Genomic DNA, 24436 nt, shown 5'->3' on the forward strand with positions numbered 1-24436 from the left:
CCATCGGCCTTCTCTCCTGTCAGGGCGATTGCTAATCTGCACGAAAATAATTGGGATGAAACGACATGCAGGGCCCCGAGGACGATGCCGGCCTCGCCGGCAGGGTGGCACTGATCAGCGGCGGTGGCGCCGCTGGCGACGGCATCGGCAACGGCCGCGCTGCAGCAATCCTATTGGCCCGCGCCGGCGCAAAAGTGCTGGTGGCCGATCGCGACCTCAGGCTCGCCGAGCGCACGGTGGAGATGATCATGGCCGAGGGCGGCACGGCAGCAGCACATGGCGGCGACGTCACCAGCGAAGCCGATTGCAAGACACTGGTCGAGGCTACGCTCGACCGCTGGGGCCGGCTCGATTTCCTCGACAACAATGTCGGCATCGGCAGCCGCGGCAGCGTGGTCGACGAGACTCCCGAGCAGTATCGCCGTGTCATGCAGGTCAACGTCGAGACCATGTTCCTGCTCTCCAAGCACGCGATCCCCGCGATGATCAGGACCGCCAAGGGCGGCGCGATCGTCAATATCTCCTCGATCTCGGCGCTCAGGCCGCGCGGGCTCACGACCTACACGACCTCAAAAGCTGCGATCATCGGCCTGACCCGCGCTATGGCGGTCGATCACGGTCGCGACAACATCCGCGTCAACTGCATCTGCCCCGGACCGATGTACACGCCGATGGTCTATGCCCGCGGCATGAGCGAGCGGGCGCGCGCCAACCGCGCCAGGGCCTCCCTGCTCAAGACCGAAGGCACCGGCTGGGATGTCGGCCACGCCGTCAAATTCCTGCTCAGCAATTTTGCGCGCTACATCACCGGCCAAGTGCTGGTGGTCGACGGCGGCGTGACGCTGCAAGCGCCGGAACGTGAATCACAGGAACACTGAAAGGAACACGGATGGCCCGCCTGCCCTATCTCGAGGCCGACCAGGTCGCGCCCGAATATCGCGACATGCTCAAGCGCAACACCAACCTGCACAAGCTGCTGGTCAACTCGCCGGAGATGGCGCGCGCCTTCAACGGCATCGGCAGCTATATTCGCTTCAAGAGCAAGCTCGACCCGCGGTTGCGGGAGCTCGCGATCCTCCAGGTCGGCTGGATGGAGAAGTCGGAATACGAATTCACCCACCATGTGAAGATCGGCAAGGAGTTCGGCGTCACCGACGAGGACATCGCAGGTCTGATGGCGGAGACCGACGGCAAGCCGTCGAAGCTGGAGCCGCTCGCCAGGGCGATCCTGAAAGGCGCCCGCGAGATGGTGCGCGAGCTCGCGATGTCGGACGCGACCTTCGCCGAGATCAAGAAAGATCTCTCTGACGAGCACATGGTCGACCTCGTGCTCACCATCGCCTTCTATTGCGGCGTGGTACGCGTGCTCGCCACTATGAAGATCGACAACGAACCGTATTACAAAGAGGTACTCCAGCAGTACCCGATCCCGGGAGTGAAGTGACATGCGCTTGAAGGACAAGGTCGCGATCGTCGTCGGCGCCGGCCAGAGCCCCGGTGAAGGCATGGGCAACGGCCGCGCCACCGCGCTGACCTTCGCGCGCGAGGGTGCCAAAGTGCTGTGCGTCGACCACCACCTGGAATCGGCGCAGGAAACCGTCGATCTGATCGCAGCGGAGCAAGGCACCGCCGCGGCTTTCAAGGCCGACGTGACCAAATCCGCGGACATCAAGGCGATGGTCGCGGATGCGCTGGCGCGCTGGGGCCGCATCGACGTGCTGCACAACAATGTCGGCGTCAGCCTGTCCGGTGGCGATGCCGAGCTGCTTCAAATCACCGAGGAGGCGTTCGACCGTGTCGTCGCCATCAATCTGAAGAGCTGTATTCTGGCAGCGAAGGAAGTGATCCCGATCATGCGCACGCAAGGAAGCGGCGCCATCGTCAACATCTCCTCGATGGCCGCGATCACGACCTATCCTTACGTCGCCTACAAGGCGACGAAGTCGGCCATGATCGCCTTCACCGAGCAGCTCGCCTACCAGAACGCCGAATACGGCATCCCTGCCAACGTCATCCTGCCCGGCCTGATGAACACGCCGATGGCCGTCGACACCCGCGCCCGCGAATGGTCCAAGCCCCGCTCTGAAGTCGAAGCCGAGCGCGACAGCAAGGTGCCACTGCGCAGGAAGATGGGCACCGGCTGGGACGTCGCGAATGCCGCACTGTTTTTGGCGTCGGACGAGGCGAATTTCATCACCGGCGTGACGCTGCCGGTGGACGGTGGCGCGAGTGTGAGACGGGGGTAATTCGAGCGCGCTGCTTACCCTCCCCTGGAGGGGGAGGGAAACAGCGTCACTGCGGTGCGCGCGTCGCCCGCCAGATGGTGCCATTGCCGTCCTCCGACACCAGCAGCGATCCATCCTTCGCCACGGCGACACCAACCGGCCTTCCCCAGACCTCCGTGTCACTCACGACAAACCCCGTGACGAAATCCTCGTACTCGCCGGTGGGCTTGCCGTCCTTCATCCTGATACGGATCACCTTGTAGCCGGTGCGCTTGGAGCGGTTCCAGGAGCCGTGCTCAGCGGCGAAGGCATCGCCTTGATAGTCGGACGGAAACTGCGTGCCCTGATAGAAAGTCATGCCGAGCGAAGCCGAGTGCGGCTGGATCAGCACGTCGGGCACCGTCACCTTGTCCTTGAGGTCCGGCCGCGCGCCGGCGTGACGCGGATCTTCGTTGCCGCCGATATAGAACCACGGCCAGCCGTAGAACGCGCCCTCCTTCACGCTGGTGACGTAATCGGGCACGAGATCGTCGCCGAGCCCGTCGCGCTCATTGGTCGAGCACCAGGGCAGCCCGCTCTGCGGCTCGATCGCAAGACCGACGCAATTGCGGATGCCGGTGGCATAAATCTTCCGGTCCTTGCCGTCAGGCGTGAAGGCCATCACGGTGGCGCGCTCGAGCTCACTGGCCCAGGCCGCGCCGAGCGGCTGCGTCTTCGACCAGCCATCCAATCCGCCCGGCGGCGTCCCCATGCCCTCGGCGACGTTGCTGAGCGAGCCGACCGAGACCAGCATGCGCTTGTTGTCGGGCGTGAAGACGATGTCGCGGGTGGAATGGCTGCCGTCCTGCGGCAGGCTTGCCACGATCGTCTCCGCCCTGCCGCGCGCCTTGAGATCGCCGGCCTGATAGGGAAACCGGACGACGCTGTCGGTGTTGGCGATATAGACCCATTGCGGATTGTCGCCGTTCGGAAAGAAGGCGATGCCGAACGGCCGTCTCAATCCGCTGGCAAACACCTCGTTGGTCGCAGCCTTGCCGCCATCCCCGGCGCGCAGCACGCGGATGGCGTCGGCCCGCGTCTCCGCGACGAAGACATCGCCGTTCGGCGCGACCCTCACAATGCGCGGCGCGCGCAAGCCTTCGGCGAACAGCTCGATCTTGAAACCCGCCGGCACACGTGGCGTGGCCTCCGGCGGTCGCGACGCCACACGCGCGGTGCTCGCAACCGACCGTGTCGCGCCGGGCCTGACGAGGTCCTGCGGCCGGATCAACCTGACCGTGCCGGGCTTGTCGGCCTGCCAATCGCCATAGGCGTCCTTGCCTTGCAGAACCGGCTCGGCCTGCGCGCTGGCAGCAACCGCGACCAGCAATCCCGCAGCCGTTGCTGCGGACGAAATCCTGCTTTTCACGTCGTTTTCCTCCCAGCCAGCGCGTCCTGAACGTCGACGCTTATAGGTCCGCAAATGTTCTGCGGCAGTACAAACACCTGCCGAATCCCACGTCAGCTCATGCCCGCACGATGTGCATCAGCCGCAGCCCATCGTACTGGAAAATGCGGCAGATCGGTGCGACACATTGTAAGGGCGCGACCGCCGGTTGCGGTCATCAAAGCTGCGGCATCCAGGTCGCAATTGATGGGGTGATCATGTGGGGATCCATCATATCGGAATGGGCGAGCCTGCTGCTGCGCTGGCTGCACGTGGTGGCGGCGATCGCCTGGATCGGCAGTTCCTTCTACTTCATCGCCCTCGATCTCAGCCTGCAGCCGAAGACTGACCTGCCGGACGGCGTGCAGGGCGAAGCCTGGCAGGTCCATGGCGGCGGCTTCTACCGGATCATGAAATATCTGGTGGCTCCGAGCCAGATGCCGGAGGAGCTGACCTGGTTCAAATGGGAGGCCTACACCACCTGGCTGTCCGGCTTCGCGCTGATGGTGGTGGTGTACTATCTCGATGCCGACCTGTTCCTGGTCGACAAGTCGATTCTCGACCTCACACCGATCCAGGCCGGGCTGTTCAGCTTCTGCAGCCTGGCGCTGGCATGGCTGCTCTATGAGGCGGCCTGCCGCACCGGGCTTGCGCAGCGCGAGCTGCCCTTTGCCATCGGCGGCTATCTGTTCCTGGTCGCGCTCACTTACGCCTTCACCCACGTCCTGAGCGGGCGCGGCGCCTTCAACCAGATCGGGGCGATCATCGGCACCATCATGGTCGCCAACGTGTTCGCACTGATCATCCCGAACCAGAAGAAGATCGTCGCCAGCCTGATCGCGGGCCAGGCGCCCGATCCGAAGCTCGGCAAGGCCAGCAAGGAGCGCTCGGTTCACAACAACTACCTGACCTTGCCCGTCGTCGTGCTGATGATCAGCAATCACTATCCTCTGCTCTACGCGACGCGCTTCAACTGGATCATCGTCGCGATCATTCTGGCGCTCGGCCCCGTGATCCGCCACTTCTTCAACGAGCGGCACGCGGGGCGCAAATCGCCGTGGTGGGTGTGGGGTGTCGCCGCGTTGGGCGTGATCGCGATCCTCCTGCTCTCCGCGGCCGGCCCCCGCGAGGTCAAGACGGGCGCGCTGTCGGCACAGCCGACGCGCGCCAATGTCGAGGAGATCGTGATGTCCCGTTGCAGCATGTGCCACGCGGCCGAGCCGGTCTGGGCCGGCATCGTGACCGCGCCCAAAGGCATCTTGCTCGACGCGCCCGAGCACATCCATCGCAACATCCGCCTGATCGGCCGCGTGGCGGCGTGGTCCAATGCGATGCCGCCGGGCAACATCACCGACATGACCAGCGAGGAGCGCGCCATCCTCGCCGCCTATATCGAGCAGGCGCAGTGACGCCATCACGCGTCGATACCGCATTTCGCGAAATGAAATTCCGCATCCGCCCCCGATTTGAAAATGACTTGATCGCCTATCCGGCGTAGACAGGGCCAGCGGCCGCTGGCGCGGTCCAGATCCAAGTTTGCATCTGCTGCGGGGAAAGAACAGTGGCCCTCAAGAACATCATCGGTATCGACCACGCCGTGGTCATGGTTCGCGACCTCGACAGGGCCGCCGAAAACTACAGGCAGCTCGGTTTCACCCTGTCGCCGCGCGGCACCCACAGCGCGCATATGGGCACCGGCAATTACACCATCATGTTCGACCCCGACTATATGGAGCTGCTCGGCGTGCTGGTGGCGACCGAGCACAACGCACCGGCCCGCGCCTTCGTCGACAGGCACGGCGAGGGCATCGAGCGCATCGCCTTCACGGCGATCGACAGCGCGGCCGGCGCCGAGGAGATCCGTGCGCGCGGCCTGACGCCGATCGGCCCGACCGATTTCGAACGGCCGGTGACGCTACCCGATGGCACGATCTCGGCGGCAAAATTCCGCACCTTCATGTGGCCGACCGCGGAGGCGCCCGGCGGCGTGCGCATCTTCGCCTGCCAGCACAAGACCCGCGAGACGGTGTGGATTCCTGAATTGATGAAGCACGCCAATGCGGCGAAGCGGATCAGGCAGACGCTGATCGCAACGCCCGAGCCCGCGCAGGATGCGGCGCATCTCGGCCGCCTGATCGACCGCGAACCGAGGACGGAAGCCGATGGTGCAGTCGCCGTGCCGTCCGGCGGCGACCGCGCCGACTTCGTCTATTTGACGCTGGAGCAGCTCGGCAAACGCTATCCCGGCGTGCCGCTCACCGGTCTTTCCGCGCGCGGCGGCGCGGCCCTGGTCCTCGTCAGCGGCGATCTCGCAGCCACCGAGAAGGCGCTGGGTCCGGCTACGTTGCGCAGCGGGGCTGCGATCTGCGTGCCGCCGGCCAAGGCCAACGGCACCCTGCTCGCCTTCGTTGCCGGCTGATTTTAACTAATTCTTTAACGAGCGTTTACCCGGCGGCACTAGGACTTTCGGGCTTTCCACGCCGCCCGAGGCCAAGCGCATGTTCAAAGAGGAATCGCCGATCGCCTATGACGCGCCGGCCGAGCTGAAGAAGTGGCCGTCGCTGAAAGGCGAGAGACAGAAGGACCGGGGTCCGCCCTATCTCGTCTACAACGGCACGCTCGCCGACTGCGTTCGCGTGCTCATGGATAAGCCGATCAAGGGCATCTCGCTCTACGACATCATGACGAAGCCGCAAGCAGCGTTCGAGCAGACCGTGCTGTCGCCCGGCGACGCCGCCGAGATCGCGATGCGCAAGGATTTTCCCAAGGACTAGCTCGAAGCCCGCTTCGCGGCCAGTTTTCCCTGCTGCTTTAATGAGGATTCCGTCGGCGCATCGAGGAAGACGACCGGCGCGAAGGTCCGCGCCGTGCGCCTCGCATCGAGCGAGCGCTGATCCGCTACCGCAAGCAGATCCTCTCGCCCTGACGCCCCTACTCCGCCTTGATGTTCGCGGCCGCGACGACCTCGGCAAGCTCCGTGGTCTCCTTCGCGATCTTCGCGGCGTAGTCGGCCGGGTTGAGCACGCTGACGACGCCTTGCGACTCAAGCCGCTCCTGCACCGCCGGATCTTTGGCGGCGGCGACGATCTCACGGTGCAGCGTCTCGCGGATCGGCGCGGGCACGGCCTTCGGCATGAAGAAGCCGACCCAGAACGAGATGTCGAAGCCGGGATAGCCGGCCTCCGCGACGGTCGGCACATCAGGCAGCGCCGGCAGCCGCTCGGCCGATGACACCGCGAGCGCGCGCAGCTTGCCGGCCTTCACCAGCGGGACGGCGGACAAGGGATCGAACACCGCCAGGACCTCCTGCGCGAGGATGCCGACCTCGGATGCCGCGCCGCCGCGATAGGGCACGTGGATCAGCTTGATGCCGGCCTTCTGGCTGAGCAGCTCCATGGCGAGATGGGCAAGGTTGCCGTTGCCGCCCGAGCCGTAGGCGAGCGCGCCCGGCGCGGCCTTCGCCGCCGCGACCAGATCGGCGACGGTGTTGATGTTGGCCGTCTTGGGATTCTCGGGATTGACCACGAGAACGAGCGGCGCCGAGATGACGGTGGTGAGCGGCGCAAAGTCCCCTTGCGGATCGTAGCGGGCGTCCTTGAACAGCGTCTTGTTGAGCGTGATTGTGGACGAGTTGCAGGCGAGGATGGTGTAGCCGTCCGCGTCCGCGCGCGCCACGCCCTCGGCTGCGATCATGCCGTTGGCGCCGGCGCGGTTCTCGACCACGAAGGGCTGGCCGAGCTTGTTGCTCAGCCGGTCGCCGATGATGCGCGCGACCACATCGACCGGGCCGCCCGCGCTGAAGCCGACCATGATCTTGACCGGACGCGTCGGATATTTCTGCGCGAGAGCCTCGGTCGTCACGCACAATCCGGCGACAATCGCCAGCAGGCGAATCGTTCGTTGCATTCGTTCTCTCCCCGGACCCGCGCTGCCGCTTTTGCATGGTGCGGCGCCTCTGGAGATCATGATTAGCGGTCGCGCCGGATTTCGCAATCGCGTTTGCGCGCCGTCATTCCGTCGCGCGGCACGCGAGAGCCGCATCCAGACAAAAAATGCGAAAACAACCCCATGCACAGTAGCCGGCCCCGGTCAGGACAAGGACTTGCGCAGGACAAGCACCTTCGGATACCACGAAATGCAATTTGACACGTCGGGCAAAACACCGGCATGATGGCATCATCGCAACAATCGCCAGCGTCCAAGCCGCCCGCTCCTCGGGCGCCTCGCCGCGATCGCGCGTAAGCCTCTCATCGACATCTCGAAATTGGTAGCCGCGCGCAGCACGCGGGCGGGCGGTCGCGCACCTGCGCCGGCAAAGGACACGACACATGACGACATCCCCAAATCGCCACACCACGCCACCGGTTGCGGCAACCGATCGCAGCGACCCGGCTGCGAGCCCGCGCATCAAACTCTACAGGCGCCGCATTGCCATCGACCATCCCGACCCGAAAACCGGCGAACGGCTGCTGGCCGACGCGCTCGGTGCCGTCGACCGCGATGCGCTGCACGGCATCTTGAAGCAATTGGTGAAAGCCAGCGTGATTGCGCAGAAGCCGGACGAGGCCAATCTCGCCTTCATGATCTCGATGATGAAGAGCATCGCGCCGAGGGACTCCATCGAGGCCATGCTGGCGGCGCAGATGGTCTCCATTCACGTCCTGGCGATGCGCTGCGCCCATCGCCTCGCCTTCGCCGACGACATCCCGCGGCAGGACAGCGCCTCACGCGCGCTCGCCAAGCTAACGCGAATCTTTCCGGCCCAGGTCGAGACGCTCAACCGGTACCGCAACAATGGCGAGCGGGCGATCACGGTGCAGAGTCTGACGGTGCAGGATGGCGCGGGAGCCACCGCGAGCCACGCCGTACAGCACGCTGGAATGATCGTAACGGAGCAAGGCGTCGCGGACACGCCGATGGGAGCAGGATCGATCTCGCCTCACGAAGCCGGCGAAGGCGAACATGAACTGGTCGATGCCGCACAAGGCGCCAGCGCATGAGCGGCGATCACTCCCGCAACATGGCTGCGATGCTGGCGAGTCCGCGCTGCGGCGCCAGGACACGCAGCGGCACCGCCTGCCTCGCGCCGGCGGTGCACGGCAAGACCCGCTGTCGCATGCATGGCAGCGCCGCGAGGTCAGGCGCACCGAGAGGAAATCAGAATGCGCGGAAGCATGGGCTATTCACGCAAGACCGGATCGCAGAACGAAGGGCGATACGGGCGCTGCTGGGCGAGACGCGGAAGCTGCTGCAAGAGCTGGGCTAGGCCGTGTACCCATAAACCCCGCGGCGTGATGCGACGAAGGCTACGCCTGCTTTGCCCCAATAGCGACCAGGTTCGTGCGGCAGCACAAGAGGTCGCGATGGGCCATTCGCGACATTCTAGCTGTGCGCCGACGAATTCCGGTCTACCCCGATAGGCAGACATAACGCATTCGTGAACCTCGCCACAGGGCGACCGCTGTCCTTGCGAATGAACACAAGGGACGGCAGGGGCGACCAACCCTACAGCGGGAAAACTTGCCACAGCGCCTGCCTCGGCTGCATGTCAGGACGTTCGAGGCAGCATTCCCGTTCCGGGGAGGCGCGATATGCTGCAGTTGAAAGACAAGGTCGGACGGTTCGCGACGACAGGGCGCAGCTGCCAAAACTGGAAAAAGGATCAGGAGCTGGTCATTTCGCTGCTCAACAAGATCGCCATTTCCGACGGCGGCGCCGAGAACACGCTTAAACCACAGATGGTCGTGACCGGTTACGCCAGCGACGGCCTTTACAACTCGATTCTGTACTTCCAAAAGAAGAACTTTCCCGGCACGCCTGACGGCTATGTTCGGCCTGCCGGCCCGACATTCAGTCGGCTCGTTGAACTGTCGACGAAGGCGGCTGCCAAGCCCGCCCTGCCAAAGGGCCAATGGGACGCAATCGCGACTCCTTCCGTCGATGCTGCACTTCGCAAAGGCCTCATCGACGATTCAAAGCTGGACTACGCAGAGATCGTTGACATCATCCGGGCTACCGTCGCAGACGGCATGGTCACCGCATTCGAGCTGGACGACCTGACCACCATTGCGAACACCTCCAGAACGCTCTCCCCCACCTCGAAAAAGCTCATCACGCTCTTCGTCGGAGAAGAATACAAGGAGAAGCGCGGGATCGGACCGTACGACCTCAATTCCGACCAGAAAAAACTAGCCGCGGAAATGGTCTGCGATTTCCTGAAAAACACGAGGACGACGTTCTTTCCGAAGCTCGACCCACACCGCGTCGGCATAGGTATTCTCAGGCGCATTGCGAAGCCGAGCCTCATCAATCAAGATCAGGGAAGTCTGTGCGGGCCATCCGCCCTGATGTTCGGCTACGCGTCCGACAAGCCAGGGTCTTACGCGCGGTTCGCGATCGATCTCTATCAGAAGGGGCAGGCGAACCTTGGCCGCCTGCTGATCAAGCCGGGAAAGGATGTGAGGAACTTCACGCCACCCTGGTCGCTGGACCACGTCGATTGGCTGACATGCGCCTCCATACGCGATTCGGAGAACTGGTTCCTCGATTTCGACGACACAGGCAAGATCAGCGATCTTGCGGGTGTCACCCTGCCGAGCGAAATGGAGCAATGGTTTCGCAAGGCAGGATACCGGGACGTGCGGGAGAATACCAACATTTCGCGATACAACAAAGACATCGACGATGTAAACGAAGCCAACCGGCTGCTCGACAGCGGATATCGCGTATGTCTTTTCATAAGCGCCAATATGATCGACTATGACGACCAGTCCGATAAAGGCTCCGCGTTTACAATGCACTGGGTCGTGCTGCGCGAGAAGATACAAGTGATGAACGGGTACGTGAAGGCGAAGGTCTTCTCATATGGCGATGGAGACTACGTGATACCGCATCCGCAGGAAAAAACCGGTGCCGTCAAGCCCCTCGCCGTTCGGGACTTTCTTATGAATTTTTATGGGTACGTTGCTGCCAAGGGGTGACCGGGGCGAGAAGCGCCGAAGGCATCATCATGCTGGTCACGCACGAGATGGCCTTCTTCCGATGTCTCGACCTGCGTCGGCTTCATGAATGCCGGCATCATGGCCGAGGATCGGCACGCCCGAGGAAACCATCCGCCAGCCGCGCAGCGAAACGGCTGAAGGTTCTTGAGCCGGTTTCACGAGGCGCACCGAGGCTTGTACTCGCAGAACGCCCGGCAGTCAGGGCGCGTATGAGGTCCGCTGTGCCCCTGATAGCGGCGCAATAGCGGATCTCAGCAGAGGTCGGCTTTTGGTCAAAAGCAGCGATCAGGGGTAAGCGCGGGGTGTGTCGGGTTTACCTCCGTCAGCTGACACGCTGAGACCTGAAGCACGGTTCGGCTCGACGATCGCATTCGCGATGTCCGGCCGCTTGAGGGGACATACGAAGACTGGTCGGTCGACATTGGGAAGACGGCGGTTAGCCTCCGTCGGAGATGCTACTGGTCTTGAACCAAAGGCCAAGCGAAGGTCGTCAGACACAGCATGGCGGAGCCGATCGCGATGCCAACTAAACGCTCTAGCCCAGGCGTAATATCTGTGATCGGAGCTGGTCCCTGAACTAGGGTGATGAGAAGCCCGAGCGTGAACTGCGTTCCGAGATAGTTGATCTCCCGTCCTGTCTGGATTTGGTAGCCGATCCAGACGCCGGCAGCGAGGGTGAGCACGGTTACCGGCAATCCTGTGCCGAACAGGCCAATAGAGACAAGAGCGACCGCGCTACCAAGCAGGCATCCGAACGCCCTGTGGGCTATCCTCTCGTAGATCGTAGCATATCGGCGGTTCCCCACCGCGGCCGATGGGACGATCATGATGACGTACGATGTGACCGCAGTTTGTGAGAACTCCTCAATGCCGAACCACCGCCAGATGAGGGGAAGCAAGGCGACGGCCAGCGCCGCGCGCGTACAGTGCTCGAGCAGCAGCCAATTCTCTCGTAGCCAGCTCTCATTCAACACATCACGCAGGCGTCCACACCAGAGCATGTCGTAAGCATGTTGTTCCCTGCGGCTCGGTGTATCCGGGAACAGGCTTGCAACAACAAGGCATGCGCACGTTCCGACCGTAATCTCCGCCACCCGCGTGGCGGCGAAATGCACGACAGAGTCTGGCGAGGCGAGCGCCTCGGTGATGACCATCCCGGCCGTAAGGCCAAAGAACAGCCATGCGTAACTGTAGTTGGTCGCCAGCGACTGAAAGGTGCCGATCCATGACACAAGGAAGAGGAAAACGATTAGCAGCAAAGGGGCGTCCGCTGCGCTGGGCGCAAGCAGGAGCCCCAGCAGTGCTCCACCGGCAGTGCCCACGATTCGCATCAGTCCCCGCCGGAATGTCTCGGCGAGGCTGCCACGTATCACCATGTAGCCGCTGAACGCTGCCCAGGAGAGATCATCAAGGTTGAGAATGGTTGCCGCCGCGACAGCAACCAGCACCGAGATCGCGAGTTTTGCTGCGTCTCTGGCGCGCGGGCCGCGAAGCTCGAGCGATTTGAGCTCACGCACCAGGGCTTGCGGTATGGGTCGCAGGGCCGATATCAGGAGCGGCATCGTCAAGATTCTCCCAATCAGTAGATGACCAGGACGCGGGCGTCGACGCCCATGAAGAGTTGGTCGCTCCCAGGAGATTCGAGCAGCGTGAATCGAACTGGAATCCGTCGTTGCAGGCGAATCCAGTTCACCGTTGGAGATACGTAAGGGACAAGTGTCTCGCTTCCTTGCTGGCGACTAATGCCGTGCGCCAGACCTTGGATGCGCGCGCGATAAAGATGCCAGGGATGGCTGTCGAGCCAGATCCAGGCGAGGCCGCCGGGATGGAGGTGTCGTAGATAATATTCCTTGTAATTGGCAACGACGCGCCAGGCGTTTCCATCGACGATCGCAACCGCTGCCTGGCTCGTGGAAACCATGTCGCCAGTTTGAATGGCAAGATGCGTCACGAAACCATCAACGGGCGCCACGACTTTGGTGCAGCCCAAGCGCCATTCGGCGAGAAGACGTGCAGCGTGGGCCGATGAGACGGCAGCCTTATCCAGGCTGAGAGTCTCGCTCTCCTTCTGCAAGGCAGCTTCGGCAGCATGTTGCTGGGCCGCGCTTTGCTCCTCGGTGGTACGAGTCGTGTCGAGGGCCTGCGCGGAGATCGTACCGGACTGGGCAAGCGGCGTGTCACGGCGCAGGTTTGCCGCAGCGAGCCTCTCGGCAGCACCCGCCGCTTCCTTCTGCGCCTGCAGAACCTGCAACTGCGCCCGGTCGACCGGCAGCTGAGCCTCAGTTCGCGCCTCCTGCGCGCGCGCTTGCTCTACGGCCAATCTGAACGGAACCGGATCGATGGTAAAGAGGAGGGTTCCCCGCTTCACCCATTCGTTGTCTTTCACAAGAACCGCTGCGATCGGACCCGTAACTTCCGGCGTGATCGACAGCACATCGGACGTGACGTATGCGTCGTCCGTATAGGCGAACAGATGGCCCGATATCCACCAGGCTAAGACAGTTGCTGCAACGGCGAGGAGGAACAGCAAGGCGCGCCGGCGGTGCGAAAAAACGCGCGATCGATCGAGTTCGGGTGTCGCGGAAAGCGAAGGTGCAGCAACCGGGAGACGGGGTTCCATGTTCCCAATCGCCGGCTCGGGGATGGACTTGTCTTTCAGACTGACGTTCAGATTCTGGTCCAATTTCGATCGTCCAAGTCAATCGGCGCCCCCGATAGGAGATATTTGATTTCGATAATCGCGCAGTCAAATATATAGGAAGCACGATCTCGATAGCTTTTGGCACTGACATGGAACTGCGCCACATCCGCTATTTCCTCGCGGTTGCCGAGGAGAAAAACTTCACACGCGCCGCTGCGCGCGTTGGAATCGGGCAGCCGCCGCTGAGCCAACAGATCAAGGATCTTGAGGCCGAAGTCGGGGCTGCGCTCTTCCATCGCATTCCCCAGGGTGCTGAACTGACCGAGGCAGGGCGCGCTTTTCTAGAGAACGTGCGGGTCATTCCTATGCAGGCGGAGCGCTCCATTCGCGCCGCGCAGAGGGCTGCGCGGGGTCAAATCGGTTCGCTGCGGGTCGGCTTTACCAACTCGGCACCATTTAATCCCGTTGTTACCTCGACAATCCGATCGTTTCGCCGAGCTTATCCCGATGTGGATCTGACGCTGGAGGAAGCAAGCACATCCCGCCTCCTTGCGGGCCTTCGGGAAGGAGAGCTGGACGCGGTGTTCCTGCGCCCCGATGAGGGCGAGGACGATCTACAGTTTCGGCGTCTCTCCAGCGAGCCGATGCTCGTCGTATTGCCCGCAAGCCATCCGGTGGCGAAGTCGACTGAAATCGATCTTATCAGGCTCAAAGGGGATCCGCTCATTCTGACGCCGCGCGGATCGGCCTGGGTTGACACAGTCATCGCGGCCTGTCGGCGGGCGGGCTTCGAGCCGACCCTCGGGCAGTCCGCGCCGCAGATCAGCTCTGTCGTCAGCCTGGTGGCAGCTGAGCTTGGCTTTTCGCTCGTGCCGGCGTCAATGCGCCAGCTTCATGTAACCGGCGTCACCTATCGTGAGGTCAAAGGGGACGCTCCAATCGTGCGCTTGGCTCTGGCGTTCCGGCGTGGCGAGACCTCGAAGATCGTCCGCAACTTCATTGCCCAGGCGGTGGCGTGAAACAGGGGGAGACCTCGGGCAACGCTCAACCTGCTGGCAACCATACGGGAAATAGACGCGACCGGCTCGGCTCAAACAAGCATAGATTGCGGCAGTTCGTCTCACGAGGGGCCAAGTGTGCTTGCCCGGGAAGGCGCAAAATATGTTACCCGCAGATTACGTTTTTGATCTGGCTGTTGCGTTAGTTGTAACCCTAAACCTCTATTTCGCGCCTCGTATCGAGCGGGACCGCATCGCAATGCAGTGGGGACGCAACGGCGAGCCAACATGGAGCGCCCCAAAATGGTTCGCGATGTGGGGAGTGGTTGTCTTCATGGGAGCTGTTCGGCTTTTTATTTGGCTGGTTTCGACCTATGCGCCGCAGAGCGTGCACGGCGTTGAACTAGGAATAGTCATTTTCTCGGTGGTCGCTTTAGCCTCCCATTTGTTCGTTTTGATGAAGGCGAGAGCGGCACACTGAGCTGGGTCATGAAAGTCGGCTAAGGGCCACGAGCCGTCATCAATGTGGTGTTGTGACGCGGTGGCCTGAGGCGGCCCGAAACTGGTGAAAGCACAACCTTTAGTGTATTGGTATCAGTAGCTCGCGTGGACGCCCCTTGAGCTTGGACGCGCTGTCGTAGGTTGCGCCCCTTGAGAGCACCGTCCGCGGTTGAGACTAGCCTTCGACTGATGACTGGCTGAGGCGTTCAAGCGTGCATCACGGCTACGGCGAGATACCTGTAACACCAACGATGATCCAGGCAGTACACCTGAACACAGGGACGACGACGTCATGGATGCGCACAACTATCCATATATACGGGACACAGTCGTCATTAATGCCTATGTGCAGGGCTTCTATAATAATTTTGTAGGATCGGGCCCCGTCTTTCTACTCGGGCGAGTTGTGATCCATGAGGTTGACCTCATAGTAGGTCAGAAGCCCCTGATCATCATCGCCGACGAGTATCACGGCAACGGGAAGATAATTAACGCAAGGGGAGCATACCCCGGCGGGGGTGGCGGCACCGTCATTGTCCGGTGCAAACGATCAACCGGCGCCTATGTCAGCGTGTCTGGTGGCCACGGAGCCGCCGGCCTAACGGGAGCCGATGGCACCGAAGGCGTGCCCGACACCATTATCGAGGGATACTGGATCACGGTCCCCGATCCCTGGCCCATGGAAACCACACACGAGGAATGGGTTCCCGGCGAGATAATTCCCGGCACGCCAGGAAGTCCTCCCAGCATGGGCACCAGCGGCGGAGCAGGAGGAAATGCCGGCACGCTGACCTTCACGACCATGACCGAAGATGGCTTTCCCGCACTTGAAGCGGAGGGCGGTGGCGGTGGTGCGGGCGGCGCCGGAGGGTTCCTGGGTGACGAACAAGCCCAGTCTGGCGCGGACGGAGCTTCGGGCATCTCGTCGGCCATCGCTTACACCGTTGTTTCCGAAGCGGAGTTCCTGGCGCTTGTGCGCGGTGATCTTGGCGTTTACGCCAATTACTGGGCCCCGTTCCGTATTGCTGTCGGGGACTATTTTTATCACAGGTACAACTCTCGCGTGACCGATCGCGCAGGCTATCTGACGCTTGCTGCAGGTGAGTTCGCGGCCGCACTGCAGTTTCAGCCGGACAATGTGGAGGCCCTTCGTCTGCAAAGACAGATGGTGGGCTTTCCTGAACCCGTTGCAGGGACGAACGAGGTGGTGTGGAAGGGTGGCGGCAACAACGCGCTGGGCCTGCCGCGCGAGATGGACCTGTTGCCGCGGTTTGACTACTACATCGCCGCCTATACCGGCTTTGGGTCCCTGACGCTGAGCTTCCTGACCATCGGCACGTCATGGCTTTTGGGCGCGGAGGGAATCGCGGTCATGAGTGAGTTCGCGGCGCAGCAACTCACGGAAGTCCTCGCGGCGCGCGCAAACAGCAGTGACGAGCTCGACATAGCGAAGACCGAACTGAAGAACTCAGTTGACGAAGTCACCTATGCGAAGCAACGGCTCGACAAGGTGACCGCCGAAATTCAGACGGCGCTGCCGGTGATGGCGACCAAGAGTTTCTCTTTCGGCGGATTCCTCGGCACGGTGGCGTCGATCGGCGCGGCGGTGGTGAGCATCGTAGCCGCTATCCCGACAGCGGGCGCGAGCGTCGTCGCGCTTGTGCCGTCATTGGTCGCGCTTTCCAACTCCCTCAGCGACAACGCGGAACCGATCGTAAAGGCTCTGATCGACGACGCAAAGGTCAAGGACGCAGACCTCAAGCAGGTCAAAAAAGCCTACGAGGAGGTGGGCAAGAACGTCGACGCTGTCGTCAAGGGCGGCAAGTCCATCGTGAGCTTCGTGAAGCTGGTGCAAAATCTCAACGCCACCACGGCGCCCGACAGCTCCAAATATGTCGCGCTGGTCAAACAGGGTGTCGAGTTGGCTCACGAACTGATGCTTGCCGGGAACCGGGCGACCTTGGCCCAGCAGCGCCTTGACGCCGCAACCGCCAAACTTGCGCGGGCCGAAGCGGTGGTTGCATCGGTGAATAAGCTGATATCCGACCTGCTGAACAGGCAGCACACGATTCGGCAAGTTGGACTGGCCGCCATAGACATAGCAGCCTCAAAGGCCCAATCGCTGCAGACACTGGCCTTCCGGGCGCAAAGATCGGTCGAAATATATACGCTCGACGACCAGGAACAGAACGTCTTCCTGGATGCTGGAATGATTAGTCCGGACGTCAGCCGGGCCTTCTACGAAGGCGAAAAGGACGAAGCCGCTCTCGCAAACGCCTTGATCGCGTCCTGGGGCAGCATCCTGAACCCCGTCAATATGCAGCTGTCCTATATCTCCTACTTTGACGCCAGGCCCGACTGGGACACCCATAGGCTCTCGTTCACGGACGGTCCGGAATTAGCATCGCTCCGCAATACACATAGCTTCAGCTTTCGGCTTGAAGCGACGGACCTGCCCGAAGGCCACTTTGAGACCAAGGTCAAGAACGTGCTCGTCTCCTTTGTTGGAGCGCGCAATCAAAGCGGAGAAATCTCATGCGTGGTGCGGCACGGCGCGCAGTATGAGCAGCGTCGACTGGATGGAACGGTTGAGGTGCAGCATCTGGCGCCGCAGACCGTCAATCGCCGGGCGGAAACGACGCGGCTGGACCGCCCCGTCGAGAACACCGACCCACCGATCGATGCTCCTACGTCATTGGCCATCTGGGGCCGCGGCGTGGGCGGAGATTGGGACGTGACGATTGAGCCGCACGAAATCGAAGCGGGCTCGTTGGACTTGAGCGGACTATCGGAAATTCAGGTTTGGATCGATTATCAGTTCACTCGCTAGCAATACCGTTTCGTGGCCAGGCTCTCTGATGCAGTGAAGGACCGCTTTGGGTCATTCGCATCTATCGAGCACTCCTCGGTTTCTGTCAGCTCCCCTGAGAGCCGACATGTGAAGTGCCGGCAGAGCCACCATCAAAAAATTTTTCTAATTGACCGGACCGCGCTCGCCGTCGGCGTGGATGTCAAACAGTCACTCCGCCGCAAAGACCCCTGATTTCTTCCGGTCCAGCTTTTTGAAGACGTCCAGATCGCCGTCGTCGACAACGTCCTCTTCCTGAGGATCGCTTCCTGCGTGTGGTTTCGGACTGAACCATTGCGAGACACGGTCCAGATAAAGATAGACAACCGGCGTGGTGAAGAGCGTCAGGACCTGGCTGACCAAGAGACCGCCGACCATGGCGTAGCCGAGCGGTTGACGCAGCTCCGAGCCGGTGCCGTGGCCGAGCATCAGCGGCACGCCGCCGAGCACCGCCGCCATCGTGGTCATCAGGATCGGACGGAAGCGCAGCAGGCATGCCCTTCGAATGGCCTCAACCGGCGACAGGCCCTGATCCCGCTCCGCCGCGATCGCGAAGTCGACCAGCATGATGCCGTTCTTCTTGACGATGCCGATCAGCAGGACGAGGCCGATCAACCCGATCAGACTGAAGTCGAAATGGAAGATGAGGAGCGTCGCCAGCGCGCCGACACCGGCCGACGGCAGGGTCGACAGAATCGTCAAGGGGTGAATGTAGCTCTCGTAGAGCACGCCGAGAATGAGATAGACCACGATCAACGCCGCCACGATCAGCAGGGGCACGGAGGACAGCGACTCCTGGAACGCCTTCGCCGTGCCTGCGAAAGTCGAGGTGATCGCGGCCGGCACGTTCATCTGCCTTTCCATCGCGTCGATCGCCTGCGTTGCCTGGCCGAGCGCGACGTTGGGCGCGAGGTTGAAGGAGATCGTCACCGCGGGAAACTGGCCCTGATGGTTGATGGCCAGAGGCCGGACCGGAGCCGTGGTCCACTTGGTGAACGCCGACAATGGCACCTCGCCTCCCGTCGTCGGGGAGCGGAGGTAGATCTGCTCCAGCGTGGACGGGTTCTTCTGCAGCGAGGGCAGCACCTCGAGGACGACATAGTAGGTCGACAATTGGGTGAAATATGTCGCGATCTCCCGCTGCCCGAATGCGTCATAAAGGGTCGCGTCGATCACGTCGGGCGTGATCCCGAAACGCGCGGCCTGATTGCGGTCGATCGACAGCGTCAGCGTGGTGCCCGACGTCTGCTGGTCGGACGCGACGTCGCGAAGCTCGGGCATCTCCTTCATCTTCGCGAGCAGCTTCGGGGCCCATGTGTTGAGCTGGTCCATGTCGGTCGACTGCAGGGTGAACTGGAACTGCGTCCGGGACGCCCGGCCGCCGACACGTACGTCCTGCGCCGACTGGAGATAGAGCCGCGCGCCCTGAACCTTCGCCGTCTGGACCTGCAGACGACGGATGACCTGGTCGGCCGAGTCGGTGCGTTCATCCCGCGGCTTCAACGTAATGTACATCGTGCCGTCGTTGAGCGTATTTCCGCTTCCGCCCATCCGCATCGCCATGTGGTCGATCGCAGGGTCCTTCAGCACGATCGCGCCGATCTCCTGCATGTGCTTGGCCATGTCGGCGATCGACACGTCCTGCGACGTTTCGACGATTCCGGTGATCAGCCCGGTATCCTGTTGCGGAAAGAACCCCTTCGGGATGATCACGAACAGATAGACCGTCAGCGCGATCGTCGCAAAGAACACCATCAAGGTGGCGAAGCGGAAGCGCAGCACGAGGTCGAGGCCGCGCGCGTAGCCGTCCACGAGGCCCTGGAACATCCGCTCGCTGAGCATATAGAGCCTGCCGTGATGCTCCTCGTCGTGCGATTTGAGGAAGCGCGACGCCATCATCGGCGTCAACGTCAGCGATACCAGGGCCGACACGGCGATCGTCATCGCGAGCGTCACCGAAAATTCGCGGAACAGGCGGCCGATAATCCCGCTCATGAGCAATAGCGGAATCAAGACCGCGATCAGCGAAACGGAGATCGAGATGATCGTGAAGCCGATTTCGCTGGCGCCTTTGAGCGCGGCGGCCATCGGCGTCTCGCCCTCCTCGATGTAGCGGGTGATGTTCTCCAGCATCACGATGGCATCGTCGACCACGAAGCCGACCGCGATGGTGAGCGCCATCAGTGACAGATTATCGAGGCTGTAGCCGGCTATCCACATCAGCGCGCAGGCGCCCAGCAACGCAAGCGGCACCGTGATCGACGGAATAATGGTGGCCCAGACGCTGCGCAGGAAGACGAAGATCACCATCACGACGAGGCCGATCGTCAGCAGCAGCGTGAACTGCACGTCCTTCACCGCCGCGCGGATCGTCTGCGTGCGGTCCGACAGCACCGAGACCTTGATGGCCGGCGAGATGCCGGCCTGCAGGTGCGGCAGCTGTTTCATGACGCTGTCGACGGTATCGATGACGTTGGCGCCGGGCTGCTTGAAGATGACCAGGAACACCCCGGGCTTGCCGTCGACCCAGCCGTACTGGGTATTGTCCAGCGGCGCACTGACGGCATGGCCGATGTCGCCGACACGGACGGGACTGCCGTTCCGATAGGCGATGACGATGTCGTTCCAGGCCTCGGCCTTGGTGAACTGGTCGTTGGCATAGACGGTGTAGGTGCGGGTGTCGCCGTTGAGGGTTCCCTTGGGATTGTTGACGGTGATCACCGAGAGCGGGGTGCGCACGTCCTCCAGCGACAGGCCCTTGGCGACCAGCTTGGCGGGATCGATCTGGACACGGATCGACGGCGCCTGCTGTCCACCGACACTGACTTGGCCGACACCGCTGATATGGCTGATCGCCTGCGCGAGCTTGGTGTAGGTCTCGTCGGACACCTGCGTCATCGGCAGCGTCGTCGAGGTGGCGCCAAGCGTGAGAATGGGCGAGTCGGCCGGATTGACCTTTCTGTAGGTCGGCGGGGTCGGCATGTTCTTGGGCAATTGCCCGCTCGCCGCATTGATGGCTGCGAGCACGTCGGAGCCGGCGCCATCGATGTTGCGCGAGAGATCGAACTGCAGAACGATCTGGGTCGAGCTGGTCTGGCTCTGCGACGTCATCTCCGAGACGCCGGGAATGAGCGCAAATTGCGATTCGAGCGGTTGCGCCACCGAAGAAGCCATCGTTTCCGGATCCGCGCCGGGAAGGTTGGCGGAGACCTGGATGGTGGGGAAGTCGACTTCCGGCAGCGGCGCCACCGGCAATTGCGGATAGGCGATGATCCCGACGAAGACGATGCCGACCATCAGCAGCGACGTCGCGATGGGGAGGCGAATGAAGGGAGCCGAGATACCGCCAGCCATGTCAGTCAGCCGATCCGGTCTTGGTTCCGCTCTTGGTTCCGCTCGTGGCCGGAGTGGCAGTGGCGCTTGCATCCGCCATCGGCGCAGCCGCAGGCGCTTCCTCGACCAACGCGCCATCGAACAGGCGTGACTGTCCGGCCACCACGATCCTGTCTCCGACGTTCAGCCCTTCGGAGACCACGGCATTTGCATCGCCGCTCTGACTGACCTTGATCGGCCTCGCGCTGACCTTGCCATTGTCGCCGATCACGTAGGCGAACAGACCCGACGGCCCGTGCTGCACGCCATCCTGCGGCACGACGATGACGTCCTTGCGCGTATCGATCAGCATCCGCGTGGTGACCGACAGGCCGGGCCACAGCGCATTGTCCTTGTTGTCGAAGCGCGCTTTCAGGCTGATGGTCCCGGTGGCCTGGTTGACCGAATTGTCCATGACCACGAGCCTGCCTTGCGACAGTGTCCTGGTTCCGTCCGAGGTCAGCGCCTCGACGGGCACCTCACCGGCGTCAAAGGCCTTGTCGATGGCCTGCAATTGCTCTTCAGGCTCCGTGAACTGCACGGCGATCGGCTGCAGCTGGGCGATGGTGACGATCCCCGTCGTATCCGCGGCATGCACGATGTTGCCGGGGTCAACCAGCCGGAAACCCGTTCGTCCGCTGATCGGCGCCTTGATCGAGGTGTAGCCGAGATTGGTCTGCGCATTGTCGATGGCGGCCTCGTCGCCCTTCACCTGCGCGATCATCTGATCGACCAGGGCCTGCTGGGTATCGAGATTTTGCTGGGTCTCGAATTGCTGTTTCGCGAGCTTCTGAAATCGCTCCAGGTTCAACCGGTCGTTCCTCAGATTGGCCTCGTCCTGGGCCTTCTTCGCCACCGCCTGCTCGAGAGCCGCGGTAAAGGGGCGTTGATCGATCTCCAGAAGCGGATCGCCCTCCTTCACCATCTGCCCCTGTTTGAAGAACACCTTGATGATCTGACCGTCGACGCGGCTCTTGACCGTGACCGTCTTGAACGGCGAGACGACTCCGAGACCGTAGGCGCGTACGGGAAAGTCGGCCTTCTTCACCACGAACGAGGTGACGGGAATCTTCGCCGCAGCCTGACTGGCAGCGCTTTGGGCGGCCGCTGCGGCTGGCTTGACGCCCCCGAGGAGCTCATACCAAACGCCATAGGCCACCGCGGCTATTGCAAGGATTCCAAACAGCGCAACGCTGAGCTTCGGTCGCGTTGACAAATTGATGGCCCTCTAACTGTTTGTACCTGCCTTCAGATAAACCGACTGATTGCAGGTGAAACCGCCGCCTCGGATTGGAAGTATCGCGGACAAAATCCCAGCGTCAAAATGACGATCGCGTGCGAAAATCTGTACAAATTTTCATGTTCGCTCGCTGCAAAACGCAGTCGCGCAATCAAAGCGTCCAACGAAGGACAGGCAGAAACAAACAGAAACGAAATGGAAAGACGCGAGAGATCACCGCGGCATCACGCTGAATTGCGCCGGTGCTCGCGAATTTCAGGATCGCTCGCCTCAAGTCAGGCCTTATCATTGAAGTTCAGCAAGCGCTGCTTGATGGGAACGAGGCGCGAGATGAAGGCTGATCAACCGAACTTCCGGGGAAATGTCGTACCGTTTCGGACGCGATCGGGAAGCGGCAGAGATCCGGTTGATCATGCACGGTCCGGCAACATCTTGCGCATGCTCGACCTCTCGAAGTTCGAACACCATCGCCCCGCTGTCGAGAACCGCCCCAGCATGCGTTCCAACATCGCGGCAATGGTTCTGCTCGGACTTCTCGTATTCATCGCGACAGAGGACTTTTCCAGGCTCGAGCAATCGAACCTTTGCTTCGATAAATCGGAATGCAGGAATTGAACAGCGCTCGTCATCAACTGACGGCGTAACGACGAATCGCAGTTTCAGCGGCATCGACGCGGGGCCTGGCTCGATCATCGGCTCTCCGGAAGACACAAAGCATCACACACCGGATCGGCCCTCCCCCATTGGCACCGTCCCGCCAATCGTGTAACCCGGCCGAAACCCTCGCCGGGACGGGACGCTGATGAGTGCGGTTGCCACTGATAACGCGGGAGATGGCACCCGCGCGCTGATCTTTGCGCTGCTTGCGCTCGCCTGCGGGCACATGCTCTCGACCTTGCTGCGCACGATTCCCGCCGTCAGCCTCGACCTGATGGCGGCGGATTTCCACATCGAGCCGCAGGCGCTGGCGAGCCTCACCTCGGTCTATCCCTTTGCCTTTGCCGCCGCGCAGATTCCGGTCGGCGCGGCCATGGATCGCTTCGGCGTGCGGCCGGTGTCGCTGAGCCTGCTTATGGGAACCGTGATCGGCGCCATCGCGTCGGGATTCGCGACGGGGCCCGAAAGCTTCGCGGTCGGGCAGGTGATGCTCGGCATCGCGACATCAGGCATGCTGATGTGCCCGATGACGCTGGCGGCCAAACAATTGTCGGCGGCGCGGTTCGGGCTGTGGTCCGGCGCGATCCTCTCGATCGGCAATATCGGCATGCTGCTGTCGTCGAGCCCGCTCGCTTTCGTGGTCGATCATTACGGCTGGCGCGCCGGGTTCTGGATCTCGGCGCTCGGCGGCGTCCTCGTCGCGCTCGCGGTGTTCTTGCTGGTGCCGAGGCAGCCGGCCGAGCACAAGGACGAGTCCTCGCCGCTGTCGCAGATGATCGAGGTGCTCAGGCTCGGACTCTCGCGCCCCCTGCGTGGCCTGATCGCGCTGGCGCTGGTGTCGCTCGCGACCTCGCTGGTGCTGCGCGGCCTGTGGGGCGGACCTTGGCTGATGGAGATCAAGGGACTGACGCGGGTCGAGGCCGGCAACCAGCTCGGCGCGTTCACGCTGGCGATGATCGCAGGTCCCCTGTGCATCGGCATGATCGACCGCAGGCTCAGTCGCCGCCGCGAGCTGGTGGCGGGCACGCATATGGTCGGCGCGCTGCTGCTGGCGCTGATGGCGCTGGGGGCGCCGCATTATGCGGTCTCGATGCTCTTCGGCGTGCCCGTGATGCCGCCGCAATATGATCTCGTGCTGTTCGTGCTCATCGGCCTTGCGACCTCCGCCCAGCCGCTGCTGTTCGGCATGTCGCGGCAGCTGGTCGATGCGCAAACCGCGGGCAAGGCGCTCGCGGCGATCAACCTCGCCTTCTTCCTTGGCGCCGCCCTGATGCAGTCGATGACGGGCGCGGTGGCGGCGTTCGCGGGGCTGCCGGCGGTGCTGCTGTTCATGGCGGCGGCGCTACTTCTGGGCGCGCTGTTCTTCCTGGCCTATACGCGCACTGCGTGAAGCAGCCTCGTACAACAGCGTGGCGCAGGGGATGCTCCCGATTCTTCCTGTCGCGCCAGCCTCTGTGAAAAGTCGCAACCTGCAGTGGCCGTTATTTCCACTGTGACCCGGTGGTTACAGCCGCCGCATGACTCGCC

General features: G+C 62.4%; 20 protein-coding genes. 13 read left to right on the forward strand and 7 right to left on the reverse strand.

All coding sequences use genetic code 11. From position 1 onward, the window contains the following. The first annotated feature begins 65 nt into the window (after positions 1-65). Genes ACVJ5M_RS36820 through ACVJ5M_RS36830 form a run of 3 tightly spaced genes read left to right on the forward strand, consistent with a single transcriptional unit; the run spans position 66 to position 2246 of the window. The gene (locus ACVJ5M_RS36820; RefSeq protein WP_063984867.1) at positions 66-878 is read left to right on the forward strand and encodes an SDR family NAD(P)-dependent oxidoreductase; all 813 of its coding nucleotides are present in this window, start codon (positions 66-68) and stop codon (positions 876-878) included. A gap of 11 nt (positions 879-889) precedes the next feature. Next, entirely contained in the window at positions 890-1444 is a 555-nt protein-coding gene (locus tag ACVJ5M_RS36825) for a carboxymuconolactone decarboxylase family protein (protein ID WP_063984868.1), read from the forward strand. 1 nt (position 1445) lies between these two features. Further along, positions 1446-2246: an SDR family NAD(P)-dependent oxidoreductase gene (locus ACVJ5M_RS36830; protein WP_354097062.1), complete on the forward strand. Its 801-nt coding sequence runs from the start codon at positions 1446-1448 to the stop codon at positions 2244-2246. A 46-nt stretch (positions 2247-2292) separates the two neighbouring features. Here ACVJ5M_RS36830 and ACVJ5M_RS36835 read toward each other — a convergent pair whose 3' ends face one another. Next, positions 2293-3633, reverse strand: coding sequence for a PQQ-dependent sugar dehydrogenase (locus ACVJ5M_RS36835; RefSeq protein ID WP_063984870.1), 1341 nt, complete (start codon positions 3631-3633; stop codon positions 2293-2295). Positions 3634-3869: 236 nt separating this feature from the next. Between ACVJ5M_RS36835 and ACVJ5M_RS36840 the strand changes: the two genes are divergently transcribed. The 3 genes from ACVJ5M_RS36840 (at position 3870) to ACVJ5M_RS36850 (ending at position 6425) form a co-directional block, all read left to right on the forward strand. Further along, positions 3870-5060 (forward strand): urate hydroxylase PuuD, encoded by a 1191-nt coding sequence (locus ACVJ5M_RS36840; RefSeq protein ID WP_063986582.1) that lies wholly within the window; start codon positions 3870-3872, stop codon positions 5058-5060. A gap of 152 nt (positions 5061-5212) precedes the next feature. Continuing rightward, positions 5213-6070 carry a VOC family protein gene (locus ACVJ5M_RS36845; protein WP_063984871.1) on the forward strand — a complete coding sequence of 286 codons (858 nt, stop codon included), beginning with the start codon at positions 5213-5215 and terminating at the stop codon, positions 6068-6070. Positions 6071-6149: 79 nt separating this feature from the next. Continuing rightward, on the forward strand, positions 6150-6425 hold the full coding sequence (locus ACVJ5M_RS36850; protein ID WP_063984872.1) for a hypothetical protein: 276 nt from the start codon (positions 6150-6152) through the stop codon (positions 6423-6425). A 157-nt stretch (positions 6426-6582) separates the two neighbouring features. Here the strand turns inward: ACVJ5M_RS36850 and ACVJ5M_RS36855 are convergent, their stop codons facing one another. Then, a complete protein-coding gene (locus ACVJ5M_RS36855; protein WP_063984873.1) occupies positions 6583-7557 on the reverse strand; it encodes a Bug family tripartite tricarboxylate transporter substrate binding protein in 975 nt (324 codons plus the stop codon). Positions 7558-7979: 422 nt separating this feature from the next. On the opposite strand from ACVJ5M_RS36855, the gene ACVJ5M_RS36860 reads away from it, so the two are divergent. From ACVJ5M_RS36860 to ACVJ5M_RS36870, 3 genes are all read left to right on the forward strand, one after another. After that, a complete protein-coding gene (locus ACVJ5M_RS36860) occupies positions 7980-8651 on the forward strand; it encodes a hypothetical protein (protein ID WP_283018521.1) in 672 nt (223 codons plus the stop codon). Further along, positions 8648-8917, forward strand: coding sequence for an HGGxSTG domain-containing protein (locus ACVJ5M_RS36865; protein ID WP_063984875.1), 270 nt, complete (start codon positions 8648-8650; stop codon positions 8915-8917). Before ACVJ5M_RS36860 ends, ACVJ5M_RS36865 begins: the two co-directional genes overlap by 4 nt. A 325-nt stretch (positions 8918-9242) precedes the next feature. After that, positions 9243-10631, forward strand: coding sequence for a hypothetical protein (locus ACVJ5M_RS36870; protein WP_063984876.1), 1389 nt, complete (start codon positions 9243-9245; stop codon positions 10629-10631). 476 nt (positions 10632-11107) lie between these two features. On the opposite strand, the gene ACVJ5M_RS36875 is transcribed toward ACVJ5M_RS36870, so the two are convergent. Together ACVJ5M_RS36875 and ACVJ5M_RS36880 are read right to left on the reverse strand one after the other, a co-directional pair. After that, a complete protein-coding gene (locus ACVJ5M_RS36875; protein WP_063984877.1) occupies positions 11108-12214 on the reverse strand; it encodes an FUSC family protein in 1107 nt (368 codons plus the stop codon). A 17-nt stretch (positions 12215-12231) separates the two neighbouring features. Next, complete coding sequence (locus ACVJ5M_RS36880) at positions 12232-13335, reverse strand: HlyD family secretion protein (protein ID WP_283018520.1); 1104 nt, start codon at positions 13333-13335, stop codon at positions 12232-12234. 107 nt (positions 13336-13442) lie between these two features. On the opposite strand from ACVJ5M_RS36880, the gene ACVJ5M_RS36885 reads away from it, so the two are divergent. From ACVJ5M_RS36885 to ACVJ5M_RS36895, 3 genes are all read left to right on the forward strand, one after another. After that, a complete protein-coding gene (locus tag ACVJ5M_RS36885) occupies positions 13443-14312 on the forward strand; it encodes a LysR family transcriptional regulator (protein WP_063984879.1) in 870 nt (289 codons plus the stop codon). A 142-nt stretch (positions 14313-14454) separates the two neighbouring features. Continuing rightward, positions 14455-14772 carry an SdpI family protein gene (locus ACVJ5M_RS36890; protein ID WP_187387775.1) on the forward strand — a complete coding sequence of 106 codons (318 nt, stop codon included), beginning with the start codon at positions 14455-14457 and terminating at the stop codon, positions 14770-14772. 312 nt (positions 14773-15084) lie between these two features. Next, a complete protein-coding gene (locus ACVJ5M_RS36895; protein ID WP_063984881.1) occupies positions 15085-17622 on the forward strand; it encodes a hypothetical protein in 2538 nt (845 codons plus the stop codon). 189 nt (positions 17623-17811) lie between these two features. Here ACVJ5M_RS36895 and ACVJ5M_RS36900 read toward each other — a convergent pair whose 3' ends face one another. The 3 genes from ACVJ5M_RS36900 to ACVJ5M_RS36910 form a co-directional block, all read right to left on the reverse strand. Further along, positions 17812-20994 carry an efflux RND transporter permease subunit gene (locus ACVJ5M_RS36900; protein ID WP_063984882.1) on the reverse strand — a complete coding sequence of 1061 codons (3183 nt, stop codon included), beginning with the start codon at positions 20992-20994 and terminating at the stop codon, positions 17812-17814. 1 nt (position 20995) lies between these two features. Next, a complete protein-coding gene (locus tag ACVJ5M_RS36905; protein ID WP_283018518.1) occupies positions 20996-22228 on the reverse strand; it encodes an efflux RND transporter periplasmic adaptor subunit in 1233 nt (410 codons plus the stop codon). A gap of 309 nt (positions 22229-22537) precedes the next feature. Continuing rightward, positions 22538-22945 carry a hypothetical protein gene (locus tag ACVJ5M_RS36910; RefSeq protein ID WP_187387776.1) on the reverse strand — a complete coding sequence of 136 codons (408 nt, stop codon included), beginning with the start codon at positions 22943-22945 and terminating at the stop codon, positions 22538-22540. A 109-nt stretch (positions 22946-23054) separates the two neighbouring features. Between ACVJ5M_RS36910 and ACVJ5M_RS36915 the strand changes: the two genes are divergently transcribed. Next, the gene (locus ACVJ5M_RS36915) at positions 23055-24299 is read left to right on the forward strand and encodes an MFS transporter (RefSeq protein ID WP_063984884.1); all 1245 of its coding nucleotides are present in this window, start codon (positions 23055-23057) and stop codon (positions 24297-24299) included. Positions 24300-24436: the final 137 nt, after the last annotated feature.

The sequence above is a fragment of the Bradyrhizobium sp. S3.7.6 genome (assembly GCF_054061875.1).

Excerpts from the sequence above, each read along its gene's own strand:
- ACVJ5M_RS36820 (WP_063984867.1), top strand. The coding sequence starts at position 66 with ATGCAGGGCCCCGAGGACGATGCCGGCCTCGCCGGCAGGGTGGCACTG.
- ACVJ5M_RS36825 (WP_063984868.1), top strand. The coding sequence starts at position 890 with ATGGCCCGCCTGCCCTATCTCGAGGCCGACCAGGTCGCGCCCGAATAT.
- ACVJ5M_RS36830 (WP_354097062.1), top strand. The coding sequence starts at position 1,446 with ATGCGCTTGAAGGACAAGGTCGCGATCGTCGTCGGCGCCGGCCAGAGC.
- ACVJ5M_RS36840 (WP_063986582.1), top strand. The coding sequence starts at position 3,870 with ATGTGGGGATCCATCATATCGGAATGGGCGAGCCTGCTGCTGCGCTGG.
- ACVJ5M_RS36850 (WP_063984872.1), top strand. The coding sequence starts at position 6,150 with ATGTTCAAAGAGGAATCGCCGATCGCCTATGACGCGCCGGCCGAGCTG.
- ACVJ5M_RS36855 (WP_063984873.1), bottom strand. The coding sequence starts at position 7,557 with ATGCAACGAACGATTCGCCTGCTGGCGATTGTCGCCGGATTGTGCGTG.
- ACVJ5M_RS36860 (WP_283018521.1), top strand. The coding sequence starts at position 7,980 with ATGACGACATCCCCAAATCGCCACACCACGCCACCGGTTGCGGCAACC.
- ACVJ5M_RS36865 (WP_063984875.1), top strand. The coding sequence starts at position 8,648 with ATGAGCGGCGATCACTCCCGCAACATGGCTGCGATGCTGGCGAGTCCG.
- ACVJ5M_RS36870 (WP_063984876.1), top strand. The coding sequence starts at position 9,243 with ATGCTGCAGTTGAAAGACAAGGTCGGACGGTTCGCGACGACAGGGCGC.
- ACVJ5M_RS36875 (WP_063984877.1), bottom strand. The coding sequence starts at position 12,214 with ATGCCGCTCCTGATATCGGCCCTGCGACCCATACCGCAAGCCCTGGTG.
- ACVJ5M_RS36885 (WP_063984879.1), top strand. The coding sequence starts at position 13,443 with ATGGAACTGCGCCACATCCGCTATTTCCTCGCGGTTGCCGAGGAGAAA.
- ACVJ5M_RS36890 (WP_187387775.1), top strand. The coding sequence starts at position 14,455 with ATGTTACCCGCAGATTACGTTTTTGATCTGGCTGTTGCGTTAGTTGTA.
- ACVJ5M_RS36895 (WP_063984881.1), top strand. The coding sequence starts at position 15,085 with ATGGATGCGCACAACTATCCATATATACGGGACACAGTCGTCATTAAT.
- ACVJ5M_RS36900 (WP_063984882.1), bottom strand. The coding sequence starts at position 20,994 with ATGGCTGGCGGTATCTCGGCTCCCTTCATTCGCCTCCCCATCGCGACG.
- ACVJ5M_RS36910 (WP_187387776.1), bottom strand. The coding sequence starts at position 22,945 with ATGATCGAGCCAGGCCCCGCGTCGATGCCGCTGAAACTGCGATTCGTC.
- ACVJ5M_RS36915 (WP_063984884.1), top strand. The coding sequence starts at position 23,055 with ATGAGTGCGGTTGCCACTGATAACGCGGGAGATGGCACCCGCGCGCTG.